Origin of the sequence: Snodgrassella sp. M0110, from assembly GCF_016101465.1 — a bacterium.
Classification (GTDB): domain Bacteria; phylum Pseudomonadota; class Gammaproteobacteria; order Burkholderiales; family Neisseriaceae; genus Snodgrassella; species Snodgrassella alvi.
In genome coordinates, this window is the sequence record NZ_JACFQM010000005.1 from 50,531 (window position 1) to 65,644 (window position 15,114).

The following is a 15,114-nucleotide window of genomic DNA, read 5'->3' on the forward strand; positions in this document are numbered from 1 at the left end:
AATTTCCGGTTGAGAAAACTGGTATGTTTAGTGGTAATACATTCTGATAAATTGTAAAAAAAGCAGATCAAGGAGACAAAGGAAAATATTGATAACATAAAAAATAATCAATAATAAGACTGAGATTTATGCAAAATGATATACAGACTTTGAGAAAATAAATAAAGCAAAATATTCTATTTCTTTCTTAGGGATTACAATGAAATTTAAACTAGTACTGTTTATATTATTAGGTTTAGTTTTTACCCTGCAAAATGTTTATGCTAATTCTGATGAAGATTTAGATACTATTCCGGAAGAATATCGATTTCCCAAATATAATAACATTATTCATCCGCCAATTAATATTGAATATAAAGGCCATAAAGGAACGGCGATGTTTCTGAGTAATATCTTTGAAGATGGAAGGCGTAATTTAGAGGTATATTTTTTAACAAATAATAATAGAGAATTAAATAAAGCATACGAACTTTATACATATCAATATGGTGATGAAGAACTAGTAAGTGCTTTTGAATATGCTAATAAAAAACAGGCGACAAATACATTTACATTTTACTTAAAGATACTATAGAGCCAAATATAACGTACAGTTATAGCTTTATTGAATTACCTTTATTTATAGAAGATGATGGTATTTTAAGGGCGTTATTTTTTTAGGGGATAATAGAGCTATATCAAATATTATTTGTGTCGATGATTTTGAAACCGATAGACGCTGTGAATTTTCAACGAAAGAGAGATTGATAAAATATCTTAAAAAATCATGGCGTTAATTTGCATACCCTGACGACATTTCTGGCATAATGTAATATATTATTACTCAATACATTTCTAATATCACTATATATTGACATATCGACAAATCAGATTTAAAAAATCATTGTCAGAATGAAATATGATTAAATAAAGATTTATTGTGAAATAGAGTTGTTCAGGTTGATTTAACTGAAAAGGCCAAGTTACAGACTTATATTTATGAGTGCCTTTAAAACTCAAGCAAAAAAGTTTATTTGAGAATTAATATCTGTTATTTTTCTGTTCTGGCATTTATCTGCTTACTTCATACAAAAAAGTGGTTGTATTTGCCGGAATTATTTGTCCAGAAATACAACCACTTGATTAAGCACTGTAGCTTAGTTAGATTCTTCTGCTGCCTGTAAATCGCTATATGGAGCAGCTTTTGTATCAGAATTTGTAGCAGCGCAGGCAGTCAGTAACAGGGCAGCTAATACTGCACCGATTCCTAATAACTTTTTCATTATGTGTGTCCTTTGAGGTTGGTTTGAAAAACTATTTCAATAATCTAGCTTAACTTTTCCAAGATAACAATTGATCCATGCGAATTTTGCATTTTACAACTGATAAAATATCCTTTTTACGACACTAATTTATCCCAATACCGCTACCATTCCGGGCTATATCTATACCAGATTAACTGGTATGAAGTCTAACGGCTGGTACTGGTATGTGACGTTTCCACACCGGTATTGATCTCTCCGTACACCTGGGTTTGCCCTTTCCCTTTACCTGTGCCATCGCCAGCACAGCCTGTCAACGCCAGCAGGCTGCATAATAAACTTAAAGACAAGAATTTTTTCATTATATAGTCCTTTAATTAGAGGGTTAACTTAATAACTCTTCATGAGTCTAACATAATGCGATGCTGAATATAATAGAAATTCACGTTCTTTTTCCGTTAACGGGCGAATTTGCTGTACCGGAGAACCCAGATACAGATAACCGCTCGCCAGACGTTTGCGCGGAGGCACCAGACTGCCGGCACCAATTATCACATCATCCTCAATAATCGCATCATCCAGAACAATCGAATTAATCCCCACCAACACCCGGTTACCAATCGTACAGCCATGCAGATTAACATGATGACCTACAGTAACATCCTCACCAATCACCAATGGTGAGCCATCCGGTTTGGCTGCTGTTTTGTGGCTGACATGCAGCATACAGTGATCCTGAATATTGCTTCTGGCACCAATACGCATACTGTTCACATCTGCGCGAATCACCGCAAACGGCCACACAGATACTTCTTCCTGCAAAATTACATCCCCGATAACCACAGCCATATCATCTATATAACAACTATCGGCAATTTGTGGTTGCGTATCTAAATAAGAACGAATATTGTTTTTCATGTTTTTGACCTTATCCTGTTACATTATGCAATATTATTTATAGCAGAAGATAAATATAAGCTCCTGCTCTTTCCACCCGATTTACCTGAAAAACCGCAAATTTACAGGTATTTTTCTCTTGAGAATACTATGTCTGAAAATGTTTTGTTGAATCTGGATAGTGAACCCCGTTTCGATGCCATTAAGGCTGCAGATATTGAGCCGGCAATGACTGAAGCTATGCAGCAGGCTGCTGCCGCTATCACCGCCTTGAAAGCTGAGCCTGATGCCAGCTGGAATAACACCGTAGAAGCTTTAACCAGTATTACTGAACGTGTTGGTCGTATCTGGAGTGTTGTTGCCCATCTAAACAGTGTGGCAGATACACCTGAATTACGTGCGGCCTATAATGCACTGATGCCTAAAGTAAGCGAATTCTTTACTGCGATCAGTCAGGATATTGCCTTATATGAGCGCTTTAAAAGCATCAAAGCCAGTGCAGAATATGCACAGCTGAGCCCGGCACAGCAAACCAAACTGAACCATGATTTAAGAGATTTTGTTCTCAGCGGAGCAGAGCTGCCGGAACAGGAACAGGCGGAGTTTGCAGCCTTACAGGCAGAAGGTGCGCAGCTTTCCGCAGCCTTTAGTCAGAATGTTCTGGACACCACTGATGCATTTGCATTGTATTTTGCTAATGGCGCAGAACTGGCTGATCAGGAAAACACATCCGGTCAGACCAGCACAGATGCCGACTTTGCACAGGATAGCGAAGTCAGCGGATTAACCGAAGAGGCACTGGCCATGTTTGCCGCTGCGGCACAGGCAGAAGGTAAAGCCGGCTATAAAATCGGGCTGCAAATGCCGCATTATCTGGCGGTAATGCAATATGCCCACAATCGCGAACTGCGCCGGCAGCTGTATCATGCCTATTCAACCCGGGCCAGTGAGCTTGGCGAGGCTAAATGGGATAATACCGCCAATATCAACCGGATTCTGCAGATTGCCGCACGTGAAGCTCAGTTACTGGGTTTCCAAAACTATGCAGAATTATCGCTGGCAACCAAAATGGCTGATACACCCCAACAGGTGATGACTTTTCTTCAGGATCTGGCGAGCAGGGCCAAACCTTTTGCTGAAAAAGATCTGGCTGAAGTTAAAACATACGCACGAGAATATCTCGGTCTGGATGATTTACAGCCATGGGATATGACCTATGCCAGTGAAAAACTGCGTCAGGCTAAATATGCATTCAGCCAGACTGAAGTAAAAAAATATTTTCCGGCTGATCGCGTTCTCGCGGGTCTGTTTGCCCAGATTGATAAATTGTATGGCGTTCATTTCATCGAAAAACAGGTACCGGTATGGCATCCTGATGTTCGCTATTACGAACTTGAACAGGGCGGGGCCATCATCGGTGGCGTCTACATGGATCTGTATGCACGAGCCGGTAAGCGCGGCGGTGCATGGATGAATGATTACCGCGGCCGCCGTCGTTTTATAACAGGCAATCATGCCGGCCAGCTGCAAACACCTATTGCGTATCTGGTGTGTAATTTCACGCCGCCTGTAGCCGGCAATACCGCACGCCTGAGCCACGAAGAAATCCTGACTCTGTTCCATGAAACCGGTCATGGCCTGCATCATCTGCTGACTCAGGTAGATGAACTGGGGGTTTCCGGTATCAATGGCGTGGAATGGGATGCAGTTGAAATGCCCAGCCAGTTTATGGAAAACTTTGTCTGGGAATATGATGTGCTTGCCGGCATGAGCTGCCATCAGGATACCGGCGCGGTACTGCCTGAGGAGCTTTATAAGAAAATGCTGGCTGCAAAAAACTTCCAGAGCGGGCTGTGGATGCTGCGCCAGATGGAGTTTGCTCAGTTTGATATGGAAATCTATAGCCATCCGGGTTGTGACTGGCAGCAAACTTTGTTGGAAGTACGCCGCCGGGTAGCGGTGATGCCCCAGCCAGATTTTAACCGCTTTGCTCATTCTTTCAGCCATATCTTTGCCGGTGGTTATTCTGCCGGTTATTACAGCTATAGCTGGGCAGAAGTGCTTTCTGCGGATATTTATGCCGCTTTTGAAGAAGAAGCGAATGCAGCGGCAACAGGCAAACGTTTCTGGCACGAAGTACTTGCTGTCGGTGGCTCGCGTCCGGCGATGGAATCCTTTAAAGCATTCCGCGGCCGTGAACCGCAAATCGATGCACTGTTACGTCACTGCGGCTTTCATGAAGCTGCCTGAGTTTCAGTAAAGAATAAAAAACGCGATGATTACATCGCGTTTTTTATCGCAATTTCTTGAACTAAAATATAATAAAACATTCAGATTAAAAGATAACTTACCAGCATCTGCGTATATCACAGCTAATTATTTTATCGGCGGCTGTTTGTTATTGTCTATAAATGTTATTTTCAAAAAAGTTTGTATTTAAACTTTATTATGATTAACATTAATCATATTTAATGTCATTTAAAGTTAATATTAATTAATTTAATTGCTATGCTATGATTCATCAGCAACCGGTAATCATTTACAAAGATGGGGAAAATGAATAATACAAAGCAAAACTACTGGTTTTTAGAGGCAAATAATAACCGGAGTGATATTTTTATTCGTAATAATGAATGGATATATGCTGGCAATAATAAGAAGGATATTGAGCAAATTCATTTGATAGCTACCGGCGATCAAGTAGCAATCAAATCCGTCTCACCTCAGATATCTGATCTGCCTTTCGAAAACAAAGGCTATCCTGTACCGGTAACACAAATAAAAGCCATCGGTACTGTTATTGAAAATCCGGGTGATGGTAAATCTCTGAAAGTCAGCTGGCAAAGATCTACTCCTGAAAAAAAATGGTATTTTTATACCAGTCTGAAAACCATCTGGCCGGTAAATAAAGATACCAACTGGCAATCGGAGCAATTGATTAATTTCACCTTTGATGATCAGCCTCAGGATATTGATCAATTTTGTCAGATGCCTTATTGGCAGGAACGTTTTAATAATACAAATTATGAGCCGGATATGAATAATCAAAATCAGCAGCAGCTTAATAATGCCGGATGGTATCAAACTGTACTAAATTTAATTTATGAACTATGTCATAACAATAAAAGCAATATTTTTACTCGAAAACAGTTTATGTTGCATTATGAACAACTACTGAAAAACCAATATCCAAACAATAATACAATAAGTCAAACTATTAGCCGAGTAATGCAGGACTTACGCGATAAAAAGATTCTAGATTTTTTTGGTAGGGGTAAATATAAATTAATAAATTATAATAGTGATATTAAAAATAAAACCAATAACAATATTCAGGAAGAAATTGAGCCAAATACAGTTAAAACACCTTATACTATCAATAGTTTAATAGCAGAAGGCTGCTTTATCAGCAAAGATGAATTAGAAAGTATTCAGACAAAATTAAAAGAAAAGAAAAATATAATTTTACAAGGACCACCCGGTACCGGTAAAACCTGGCTGGCGAAGCGATTGGCCAGTGTAATCGTTGGCTATCGTGATTCTAAAAATATTAAAGCAATCCAGTTTCATCCGAATACATCCTATGAGGATTTCATCCGTGGCTATCGCCCTTCCTGCAACGGCAAACTTGAATTAGTTGACGGCCCTTTTCTTAATATAGCCAATCAGGCAAAAAATGATCCTGACGCAAACTATGTGATTGTTATTGAAGAAATCAATCGCGGAAATCCGGCACAGATCTTTGGAGAAATGTTAACACTACTCGAAGCCAGTAAACGTAATCCTCAGGAAGCACTGGAATTAACCTATGGAGATGAAAAAGAAGGCTTTTTTATTCCGGATAATCTGTATGTCATAGGTACTATGAACATCGCTGACCGCTCTCTGGCTATGGTTGACTTTGCATTGCGGCGCCGCTTTGCATTTTTTGATCTAAAGCCAAATTTCGGTAATGAGTGGCTAAAATATATGAACAACAAAACAAAAATTTCAATAAGAAAATTAAATGAATTGCAAAAGCGTATTGACGAGCTGAATAAAATAATTAGCGCTGACCAGACACTGGGTTCTGCATTTACCATCGGACACAGCTACCTGACCACCAGTCAACGCATAGTAGATAATAAAGCTGATAAAGATAATAAAGCTGATAAATGGTTTACCACTATCGTTAAAACTGAAATTATGCCTTTATTGGAAGAATACTGGTTTCATGCCCCCGAGCAAATTGAGGAAGCCAAGCTAAAATTATTTCCTGAAACCAAGAAATAACAACTAACTAAAAAATATATGTCTTATAAACAGGAAACCAGTACTACAGTAGCCAAGATACCGATTAAAAATATTTGGTTACTGTTACTTTATGCTTCTAATTTATATCGGAGTCTGGGTAAACAGCAACGGATTCAACTGGAAAATAATCCTGAAGATCTGATTAAGCTGGCTGCCGAATTGTATTGTAAGGCTACCGAAAAACTCATGCGATCATTATCCTGCGGATATATACAACAGACGCAAATACTGAATCGTGTCAGAGGAAAAATAGATATTCTTGCTACAGTACGACAGCATTTACTGGAAAAAGGCAGAATACAATGTCAGTTTGAGGTTTTAACTATTGATACACCAAAAAACCGCTATATTCATGCAGCCGCTCACACTTTATTGCGTCTGATAGAGGATGAAAAATTAAAAATCCGATGTCAGAAAATTATCAGCCACTTTAATACACTGAAAATAGGCCAGTCAACTCATTATGATTTCAGAGCCGACTATTTTGATCGGGCCGGCACACAGGATAGATATTTACTCACCTTATGCCGTCTTATTTTTAAGCTGGCTATTCCTACAGAACAGGCAGGCGTGCAGTCGGCAAAACAAATTAAAAAAACTGACACTTGGTTACGGCGTTTATTTGAAAAGGCTACAATAGGTTTTGCCCGGGTTAATCTGCCTGCCAGCAGTTGGGAAATCAGTTCCGGCAAACGGTTATTCTGGCAACAGGAGTTTGCAAGTAACCATATAGAAGATTTTCTACCCAATATGCAAACAGATTTAATTATTGAACACTCTGCCTGCCAGCATCGTATGATTATCGATACAAAATGTACCTCTATTATTCGGCAATCAAGTTTTTATAATAACAAAAAGTTTAAAAGTGAACATATTTATCAGCTTTATGCCTACCTGAGAAGCCAGGAAAACACTACTGATGCCCCATCTTGTCATGCAAGCGGGATGTTACTGTATCCGGCTATTGATGAGAACATAAATGAACATGTCATTATTCAAAACCATATAATTAGATTTTCTACCATTAATTTACAGGAAGATTCCAGTCTGATCAGAAAAAATCTTCTGCGTTTATTAAGTCAGTGTAATTGTATACCTACCAACAATGAATAATTTAGATTATCTACCCTGATTACCTATCCGCCGCCAATCACGTATTTTTTGGATATACCTGAATAAGAGCAGCCAGTTTTTCAACTAATTCTTTCCAGTTACTATCTTCTGCCAGTAAAAATCCTTCTTTATTAATCTTTTCACCTTGTTTTAACATCATTTTCTGATGATTTACCCATGATATATAATCAGAAGGAATCTGTACCAAGTCTAGTTGTTTTGCTAAAACCTCTCTTGACTCCTGATTAACCGGCTTAGCCAGATACCAGGTAAATCTGTCTTCGATACAAACCAGTCTGGATAAATCCAGTTGAAAAATATAATTATCACGTGAGTTAAATAAAATAATGTAAAACGGCTGTCCATTATTCCAGGAAGTATAACGAATAGAAGACTGATCAGGAAAAGTTAGTTGCTGATAACAACCATCTACACTGTCTACGGCCTGCTCATCAATTTCTTCTAACTCCGCTTTTTCAAAAAAATCAGCCAGATACTCCATGATATCGAAACCAAACTTCTGATATTGTTTGAATAAATTGCGGTTTAATCTAGTTTCATTTTCTGCCATTTGTATCTCCACTTTAATAATCAGCTGCTTTATTAATTTATTTTAATGTCAATAATTTTGTATAGTAAGACTAATTAATTCTTAAAGTATTTTTGATATATTCTGCTCAATGTTCCGGCTGCTATTTCTATAATTACACTTTATCGAAAACATCAGTTTATACTGAAACAGTAAAAAGCCGTCTATTCATTCTTATAGCCGGCTTTTATCTGACATTTATTATTCATCCTCAATTAATGCATCCACAAATGCTCGGGCATCAAACGGGCGTAAATCATCAATACCTTCACCCACGCCGATAAAGCGTACCGGAACTGGTCGCTTGGCTGCTAGTGCCGCGAGAATACCGCCTTTGGCAGTACCATCCAGTTTGGAAACAATCAGACCGGTTAATCCTAGCGCATCATCAAAGGCTACAACCTGATTGATAGCATTCTGACCCACATTGGCATCCAGTACCAGCATGACTTCATGCGGAGCATCAGGCAAGGATTTTTGCAGAACGCGTTTTACTTTTTTGATTTCTTCCATCAGATGCAGCTGAGTAGGCAGGCGACCGGCAGTGTCTGCCAGTACCACATCAATACCGCGTGCTTTGGCCGCCTCCAGAGCATCATAACAGACTGCTGCTGAGTCGCCGGAAGCCTGAGCAATCACGGTGACATTATTGCGTTCACCCCATTGCTGCAATTGTTCGCGGGCTGCTGCACGAAAGGTATCACCGGCAGCCAGCAGCACGCTTTTACCCTGACTTTGAAAATATTTCGCCAGTTTACCGATACTGGTAGTTTTACCGGCACCGTTCACACCGGCCATCATAATCACAAAGGGCTTTTTATCATCCGGTAAAATCAGTGGCTGATCCAGCGGCAACAGTAATTCATACAAAGCTTCTTTCAGAGCACTGCGCAGCTCATCTCCGTTTTTCAGCCCTTTCAGGGTAACCCGCTGACGCACCTGTGCCAGCAGTTTTTCTGTGGCTTCAATTCCCATATCACTGGTCAGCAATACGGTTTCCAGTTCTTCATACAAATCTTCGTCGATTTTACCGCCGCCAAATACAGAAGCCAGAGATTTGGCCATTTGATTGCGGGATTTGCTCAGCCCCTGTTTTAGTCGTGCAGCCCAGCTCAGTTTAGCCGGTTTTTCTGTCTGCTCACTCACTGTATCCGGCTCAGCAGCTATCACAACTGTGTTTTCAGTAGCGACAGGTGTCTGAACGGGTGAGGCAGTATCGTCTGTTACAGCAATGGCTGCCGGTTCATCTACTGTTGTGGGTACAATAATATCTTGTTCTGTTTCGGTCTGTGGTTGAACGGAAACGGTGGCTGCCTGCTCAGGTTTTTCTGCAACAGGATCACTGATAGCCGGTTCAGGCTGCGGTATTACTTCAGTCTGAACAGAATCATCAGCTATATTCTGTAATTGTTCTGAGTTTTCCTGCTGGTGAGGGGCCGGTACGGGCTGCTCAGCAACTGGCTCAGTATTTTTTTTTCGTTTAAAAAATCCAAACATGGGCTTTCCTGAATACGATATAAGGCCAAAGCTGAATCACAACCGATCTTTGGCATTGGAATAATTGTGCTATTGTAGCTTACAGAGGTTTATTTGATAATGTGCTGCGATACTATTATTTATTTTATTCAGATAGTTTTGCCTTAAAGTACTTCTGTACAGGCTAAAAATCAGACAGAACAAACTGGGCTGGCTGCGTATTGACAGCTCTGAATTTACACCACCACATAATTATGATTAATAACAACAATAGCCTGAGAGTTATTAAAAGTTACCAAATTCAAACGTTTACTATATTCTGCATAGGTTTGTTGGGCTGACTGGACAAAAGGTTCATCAATATAATGCGGCAGAGGATAAAAATCGATGCAATTTAAACCTGTATAATTGTTTAGTTCTGGAGCCAGGCTGCTGTCATCCATTATTCTATTATATTCTATGTCTGCTGCCAGAATAATTGCACCGGCAGATTCCCCAATATAAACGCAGCCTTCAGCAATTCTCTGAGCAAGCAGCCGGTCAAGATTTTTTCTTTTCAGTTCCTGCAATAAATAAAATGTATTACCGCCGGTTATGCAAATGATTTTTGCTGCCGAAAAAGCAGTATGGCACTGGCGGATATCCGCTGTGGCGATATCCAGTAAATCAAGTTTCAATCCAAGCTGTGTTAATACTGATTTACCTTCATCTATATATTTTGTGTAGCCTTCAACATTACCGGCTGTAGGAATAAACAGAACACGCTTGCTATTAATTTTATTGTTCTGCATAAAATCGGCTAGCTTTTGACCGGTTCCAGCAATGTAAGATGTTAAAAAAATCGTTTGCATTGTAGTTTCCAGCCTCTCTTTTTTGTATAGTCCGGTCACTAAACTTAATTATTTAGTAATTCAGACCATGTTTCCGGTTGTTCCCAGTTTATCCGATACAATTCAGTCTGATGCCGATTATAGGGCTGATCATAAATCCAGTGTTGCCATTGCGGCACCAGACTGCCGCTTATCTGGGGTTTATCATCAATCAGAATATCGCCGCGCACCCAGGTTTTATCTTTGGCCAGAATTATGCGCTGCATCCAGTCTTCACCCAGATGCTGGCATACCCAGTCAAATTTTTCAGATACACAATAGTGATAATCCTGTATAGGCGAAGTACAAATACGCACATCATGGCCGGCCTGCAGCAAGCGCTTAGCTGCTGAAATACCATGCTGCATAGGCGGTAATGAAGCAAAAAAACCTTTACTGCTATAAATTTGCGCCAGTTGCCGGTGAAATTCGGGAGCCATATCATCACGCAGGTAAAAATGTCTGCGTTCTTTCAGAGGCAGCGGTTGCTGATAGGTTTGCTGCCATAGTTGTCTTACTCCCTGCTCAAAGTCGGCCAGAACACCATCCTGATCCAGCAAAATCAATTTAGATGCCATACAAATTCCCGTGGTGGCGTATATGATTATAAAGCAAATTAATTTATAGCATGTTTTTTAAAGCCAGCCGTACACCTTCACTGACATCCGTACCTGCCGGTATATTTTTACAGGCAGTACGGGCTTCTTTATCGGTATAGCCTAAAGCAAGCAATGTATTAATAATATCTTCGTTATTGCCGGCTGTATTCTGTGTAAACAAACCGGTAGCATCATCACTGGCGGCGGCAAGTTTGCCACGCAATTCCAGTACCATGCGTTCTGCGGTTTTTTTACCGATGCCTGGTGCAGCTGTCAGGCGTTTAATATCTTCAGTAGCAATAGCGGCAGCCAGTTCCTCACTGGTCAGTGCGGATAAAATACCCAGAGCACTTTTGGCTCCGATACCGCTTACTTTTACTAATGCACGGAATGTTTCCCGTTCTTCGCGGGAGCCGAAACCAAATAGCAGATGAGCATCTTCACGCACGACCAGCTGCGTATACAGTGCAGTTTCTTCACCTGCGGCCGGTAAAGTATAAAAGGTTTGCATGGAAACCTGAGCTTCATAGCCTACACCATGAACATCCAGTACCACTACCGGCGGATTTTTTTCCAATATGATTCCGCGTAAACGGCTAATCATGATATTCCCTTCCCAACAACCAGATATATAAAAGCCCGTGCATCATATCACGGGCTTTTTTCTGAGCTTGAGCAATTTTACAATACAGTCAGCATTGATTTTTTGGCCTCATCGGCACGCTGCTGCTGTTTAAACGGCCCCATGCGGACAACATAGCTGTTTTGAACTTTCACAAGCTTAGCCTGCTGTTCGCTTCCTGCACTCTGTAAATGACGTGAAGTGGTTTTCAGATATTTCTGAGCCTGCTCCTTACTGTCAAATTTCTGCAGATCCACGTAAATATTACCACTGGTACCTGCCGGTTGCAGACGCTCTCCGGGCAGAATCTGCTCTACCCGTACCTGAGCAGTACCGGCACGTACAAACCCTAACTGCTGTGCAGCAGCATAGGATACATCCATTACCCGGTTAGCATGAAAGGGACCGCGATCATTAATACGTACAACCACTGTCTTTCCATTGGACAGATTGGTTACCCGTGCATAACTGGGGATAGGTAAAGTCGGATGGGCGGCGGTCAGCATCTGGCTGTCAAAGCGCTCGCCTGATGAAGTTTTACGGCCATGAAAATTTTTGCCATAGTAGGAAGCTTTACCTACCTGACTGAAACTGGCCACTTTTTGTAGCGGATAATAACGTTTGCCCGCTACCTGATAGCTAAGATTAGCTGTTTTATGCAGATGCTCTGCGGGTACTACTGTAAGATTAGATACTGATTTTTTGGGATGATAAACTGGTGCAGACAAATTACCCGATGGTCCGGCATATGCCGCACTCAATCCAAGTACCATGGCAACACTAATAAATAACAATTTAATTCTGATCAAACCGTATTTCCGTTTCTTTGAGTAAAAGACGCAAAAACCAGACACGCAATTACCATTTGCGGGTAAACAGTACATAGTCCGGTAAAGACTGAATTTTTACTAAGACAGCAAAAAACAGTGGCGGCCACTTTTAAAATGTGGCAGAAGAGGCTAGGTGCCTCAATTGGCAAGAACAAACACCGGCTGTGATTAAAACAGCACACTGGCGGGTTCTGAAAATTGCTTACTAACCGGCAAAATCGCCTTGATTGTAACGCAGTTAACAATTGAATCAGTTATTTAACTGGGCGACACTATGCCAAACAGACTTCAGTCTGTCAAAGATTTTTTCATTCCGGATGTGCGAGTGTCCAGACATAAACCTGCGCAACACCTGATTTCTTAAGGGTCTGAGCCAATTCGAAAATTGTTGCGCCGGTGGTCACAACATCATCTATTAACAACAAGTTACGTTTTTTAACTGCGCTATTAAGGCGGAATACACCGCGTACATTATGCAACCGTGCTGATTTTTTTAAAGTTGATTGCGGTGGCCGGTGACAACGCTCTATCCAGTCTGATGTCACTATCGGCAAGGTATAGTGTCTGGCAATAATTGCAGCCAGTAACTGGCTCTGATTGAAACCACGCTCAAACAGGCGCCTGCGGCTCAGCGGCATAGCCAGTACAGCATCTATTTTTACCTTCTCCAGCCACTGCGGCGGCTGTGCCAGCATCAGTGCTGCCAGCGTATCCAGTAAAGCAAGCTGCCGCTGATGCTTAAATGCACGCAGCATTTGCTGTAATGGTGCAGCATAACGGTAACTGGCATATAAAGTTGTAAAAGGCCACTTCTGGCCGCACTGTTCACACACTCCGGCTGTCAGCCCGCCGGCACGGCAACGCAGACAGATATCAGTATCAGTACGCCGCAAAGCGGCCATATCCTGCTGGCATGCCCGGCACAAACCTGAGACATCCGCACAATCGTGGCATAATAAACAATGCGGTGCGCCAATGCAGGCGTGCCAGAATGAAGTAAGCAATGAAGTTATACTCATGATCACACCTTCACGAACGTTATTGATACATGGCTGGGGTGCTAACCACCATATATTCGACCCTTTACAGGCATATCTGCCAGCCCCATGGCAACAAAACTGGTATACCCCAGACCTGCCCGGGCATGGTTGTGCACCGTTTAACGGCAATTTCAGTATAGACAGTATTGCAGACCAGCTGGCCGCACAGCTTACGGCTCCTGCACATCTGCTTGGCTGGTCACTGGGCGGGATGGTGGCACTGACTCTGGCTGCCCGCTATCCGGAGAAAGTAGCCACACTGTGTCTGACTGCCAGTCTGGTCAGACTGCTGGCCGGCAGCGATTATCCGCAAGGTCTGAAACGTACCAATCTCAATATTATGGCCGATAAATTTCGTGAAGATTATCCCAAATACATGCAGCAGTTTCTACAATTACAGATGCTGTATGCAGACACTTCAGTACAAGCCAGTGTTAACAGCCTGATACCGGCTATTTGTCAGTATGGGCCGCCTGCTGCTCTTAACGCGGCTTTGCATGCGTTAGAACAGGCTGATTTACGCCCTTTACTCACTAGCATAAACTGTCCAGTATTACTGGTTTATGGTGATCGCGATGCCATTACCCCGCCACGTATGGGTGAATACATTCATCAGCGGCTGCCGCAAAGCGAATGGTGCCTCCTGCCACAGGCTGCACATACACCGTTTTTAAGCCATCCTGATCAATTTGCCCGTGCACTGTGCCAATTTTGGGAGCGTCACACATGACAACTCTGCCACACAAGCCAGACTGGTTTCTCCATGCACATCTGGCCGCTACGCTGGATGAACGTCTGTGTATTCTGAAACAACCGCCGGAACAGATTATCCTCGCAGCAGCAGACGGTGATGAAAGTTACCGTTTGCTCAGCATGCGTTATCCACATGCGCATTTTCAGGAGTATGACAGTCGCGAGGCTTATTTACAGGCAGCACAGATTATTCGCAAAGCCAAGCAAAATTGGTGGCAAAAACTCCATAGCAATCTACCTGCACAAACCGTTTCCGACCAGCTTCCCGGCAACCAGTCTGCTGATATGGTCTGGAGTAACCTTGGTCTGATTCACCAGAATGATCCTGTGGCTGTTATCAAAAACTGGGCCGGAGCTTTAAAACCGGATGGTTTGCTTTTTTTCAGCCACTTTGGTCCGGATACCCTGAAAGAAGTCATGACACTTTGGCGTACAAAGGGTATAGTAGTGAAAACACCGAATCTGATCGATATGCACGATCTTGGGGACATGTTGTTTCAGCACGGTTTTTATGATCCGGTAACAGACATGGATATGCTGACTCTGCAATACACCAATGCAGAGCGCTTTATTGATGACATGCGCACAGCCGGACTATGGCAAAGTCTGCAATTTAACAGTGAAATCGATGCAGTTCGTATTCTGGCTGATGCATGGCAGAGCAATGATATTCAAAATGTTACGCTTGAGCTAGTATACGGACACGGTGTTAAAAAACAGGTACTGCCCGACAATACGGCACCAGTACAATTTTATCCCTCATCTACAACTTAGAATCCGAACATTAATATA

16 protein-coding genes are annotated in these 15,114 nt (G+C 41.8%); 6 read left to right on the forward strand and 10 right to left on the reverse strand.

Annotation, left to right across the window (positions count from 1 at the left end):
• The first annotated feature begins 199 nt into the window (after positions 1 to 199).
• The gene (locus H3T84_RS08135; RefSeq protein WP_198218807.1) at positions 200 to 574 is read left to right on the forward strand and encodes a hypothetical protein; all 375 of its coding nucleotides are present in this window, start codon (positions 200 to 202) and stop codon (positions 572 to 574) included.
• Between the two features lie 562 nt (positions 575 to 1,136).
• Here H3T84_RS08135 and H3T84_RS12330 read toward each other — a convergent pair.
• The 3 genes from H3T84_RS12330 to H3T84_RS08145 form a co-directional block, all read right to left on the reverse strand.
• Positions 1,137 to 1,262: a hypothetical protein gene (locus tag H3T84_RS12330; protein WP_255518382.1), complete on the reverse strand. Its 126-nt coding sequence runs from the start codon at positions 1,260 to 1,262 to the stop codon at positions 1,137 to 1,139.
• Positions 1,263 to 1,450: 188 nt separating this feature from the next.
• Positions 1,451 to 1,603: a hypothetical protein gene (locus H3T84_RS08140; protein WP_198218808.1), complete on the reverse strand. Its 153-nt coding sequence runs from the start codon at positions 1,601 to 1,603 to the stop codon at positions 1,451 to 1,453.
• A gap of 28 nt (positions 1,604 to 1,631) precedes the next feature.
• On the reverse strand, positions 1,632 to 2,159 hold the full coding sequence (locus tag H3T84_RS08145; RefSeq protein ID WP_198218809.1) for a gamma carbonic anhydrase family protein: 528 nt from the start codon (positions 2,157 to 2,159) through the stop codon (positions 1,632 to 1,634).
• Positions 2,160 to 2,288: 129 nt separating this feature from the next.
• Here H3T84_RS08145 and H3T84_RS08150 point away from each other — a divergent pair, with 129 nt between their 5' ends.
• The 3 genes from H3T84_RS08150 (at position 2,289) to H3T84_RS08160 (ending at position 7,544) form a co-directional block, all read left to right on the forward strand.
• On the forward strand, positions 2,289 to 4,388 hold the full coding sequence (locus H3T84_RS08150; protein ID WP_198218810.1) for a M3 family metallopeptidase: 2,100 nt from the start codon (positions 2,289 to 2,291) through the stop codon (positions 4,386 to 4,388).
• A 306-nt stretch (positions 4,389 to 4,694) separates the two neighbouring features.
• Positions 4,695 to 6,410, forward strand: coding sequence for an AAA family ATPase (locus H3T84_RS08155; protein ID WP_198218811.1), 1,716 nt, complete (start codon positions 4,695 to 4,697; stop codon positions 6,408 to 6,410).
• 18 nt (positions 6,411 to 6,428) lie between these two features.
• The gene (locus H3T84_RS08160; RefSeq protein WP_198218812.1) at positions 6,429 to 7,544 is read left to right on the forward strand and encodes a hypothetical protein; all 1,116 of its coding nucleotides are present in this window, start codon (positions 6,429 to 6,431) and stop codon (positions 7,542 to 7,544) included.
• A gap of 37 nt (positions 7,545 to 7,581) precedes the next feature.
• On the opposite strand, the gene H3T84_RS08165 is transcribed toward H3T84_RS08160, so the two are convergent.
• From H3T84_RS08165 to H3T84_RS12190, 7 genes are all read right to left on the reverse strand, one after another.
• Positions 7,582 to 8,115, reverse strand: coding sequence for a hypothetical protein (locus tag H3T84_RS08165; RefSeq protein ID WP_198218813.1), 534 nt, complete (start codon positions 8,113 to 8,115; stop codon positions 7,582 to 7,584).
• Positions 8,116 to 8,334: 219 nt separating this feature from the next.
• Positions 8,335 to 9,630 (reverse strand): signal recognition particle-docking protein FtsY, encoded by a 1,296-nt coding sequence (gene ftsY, locus H3T84_RS08170; protein WP_198218814.1) that lies wholly within the window; start codon positions 9,628 to 9,630, stop codon positions 8,335 to 8,337.
• Between the two features lie 215 nt (positions 9,631 to 9,845).
• Positions 9,846 to 10,460, reverse strand: coding sequence for a Type 1 glutamine amidotransferase-like domain-containing protein (locus tag H3T84_RS08175; RefSeq protein WP_198218815.1), 615 nt, complete (start codon positions 10,458 to 10,460; stop codon positions 9,846 to 9,848).
• A gap of 44 nt (positions 10,461 to 10,504) precedes the next feature.
• A complete protein-coding gene (locus H3T84_RS08180; RefSeq protein WP_198218816.1) occupies positions 10,505 to 11,056 on the reverse strand; it encodes a 5'-3'-deoxyribonucleotidase in 552 nt (183 codons plus the stop codon).
• Between the two features lie 43 nt (positions 11,057 to 11,099).
• On the reverse strand, positions 11,100 to 11,681 hold the full coding sequence (gene ruvA / locus H3T84_RS08185; RefSeq protein WP_025331789.1) for a Holliday junction branch migration protein RuvA: 582 nt from the start codon (positions 11,679 to 11,681) through the stop codon (positions 11,100 to 11,102).
• Positions 11,682 to 11,758: 77 nt separating this feature from the next.
• Positions 11,759 to 12,508: a septal ring lytic transglycosylase RlpA family protein gene (locus H3T84_RS08190; RefSeq protein WP_269146745.1), complete on the reverse strand. Its 750-nt coding sequence runs from the start codon at positions 12,506 to 12,508 to the stop codon at positions 11,759 to 11,761.
• A 329-nt stretch (positions 12,509 to 12,837) separates the two neighbouring features.
• Positions 12,838 to 13,548 (reverse strand): ComF family protein, encoded by a 711-nt coding sequence (locus H3T84_RS12190; RefSeq protein WP_232346157.1) that lies wholly within the window; start codon positions 13,546 to 13,548, stop codon positions 12,838 to 12,840.
• Here H3T84_RS12190 and bioH point away from each other — a divergent pair.
• Positions 13,547 to 14,299: a pimeloyl-ACP methyl ester esterase BioH gene (bioH, locus tag H3T84_RS08200; RefSeq protein WP_198218817.1), complete on the forward strand. Its 753-nt coding sequence runs from the start codon at positions 13,547 to 13,549 to the stop codon at positions 14,297 to 14,299. The two genes, H3T84_RS12190 and bioH, sit on opposite strands and share 2 nt — an antisense overlap.
• Complete coding sequence (locus tag H3T84_RS08205) at positions 14,296 to 15,096, forward strand: methyltransferase domain-containing protein (RefSeq protein ID WP_198218818.1); 801 nt, start codon at positions 14,296 to 14,298, stop codon at positions 15,094 to 15,096. The genes bioH and H3T84_RS08205 overlap by 4 nt, the downstream gene beginning before the upstream one ends.
• Positions 15,097 to 15,114: the final 18 nt, after the last annotated feature.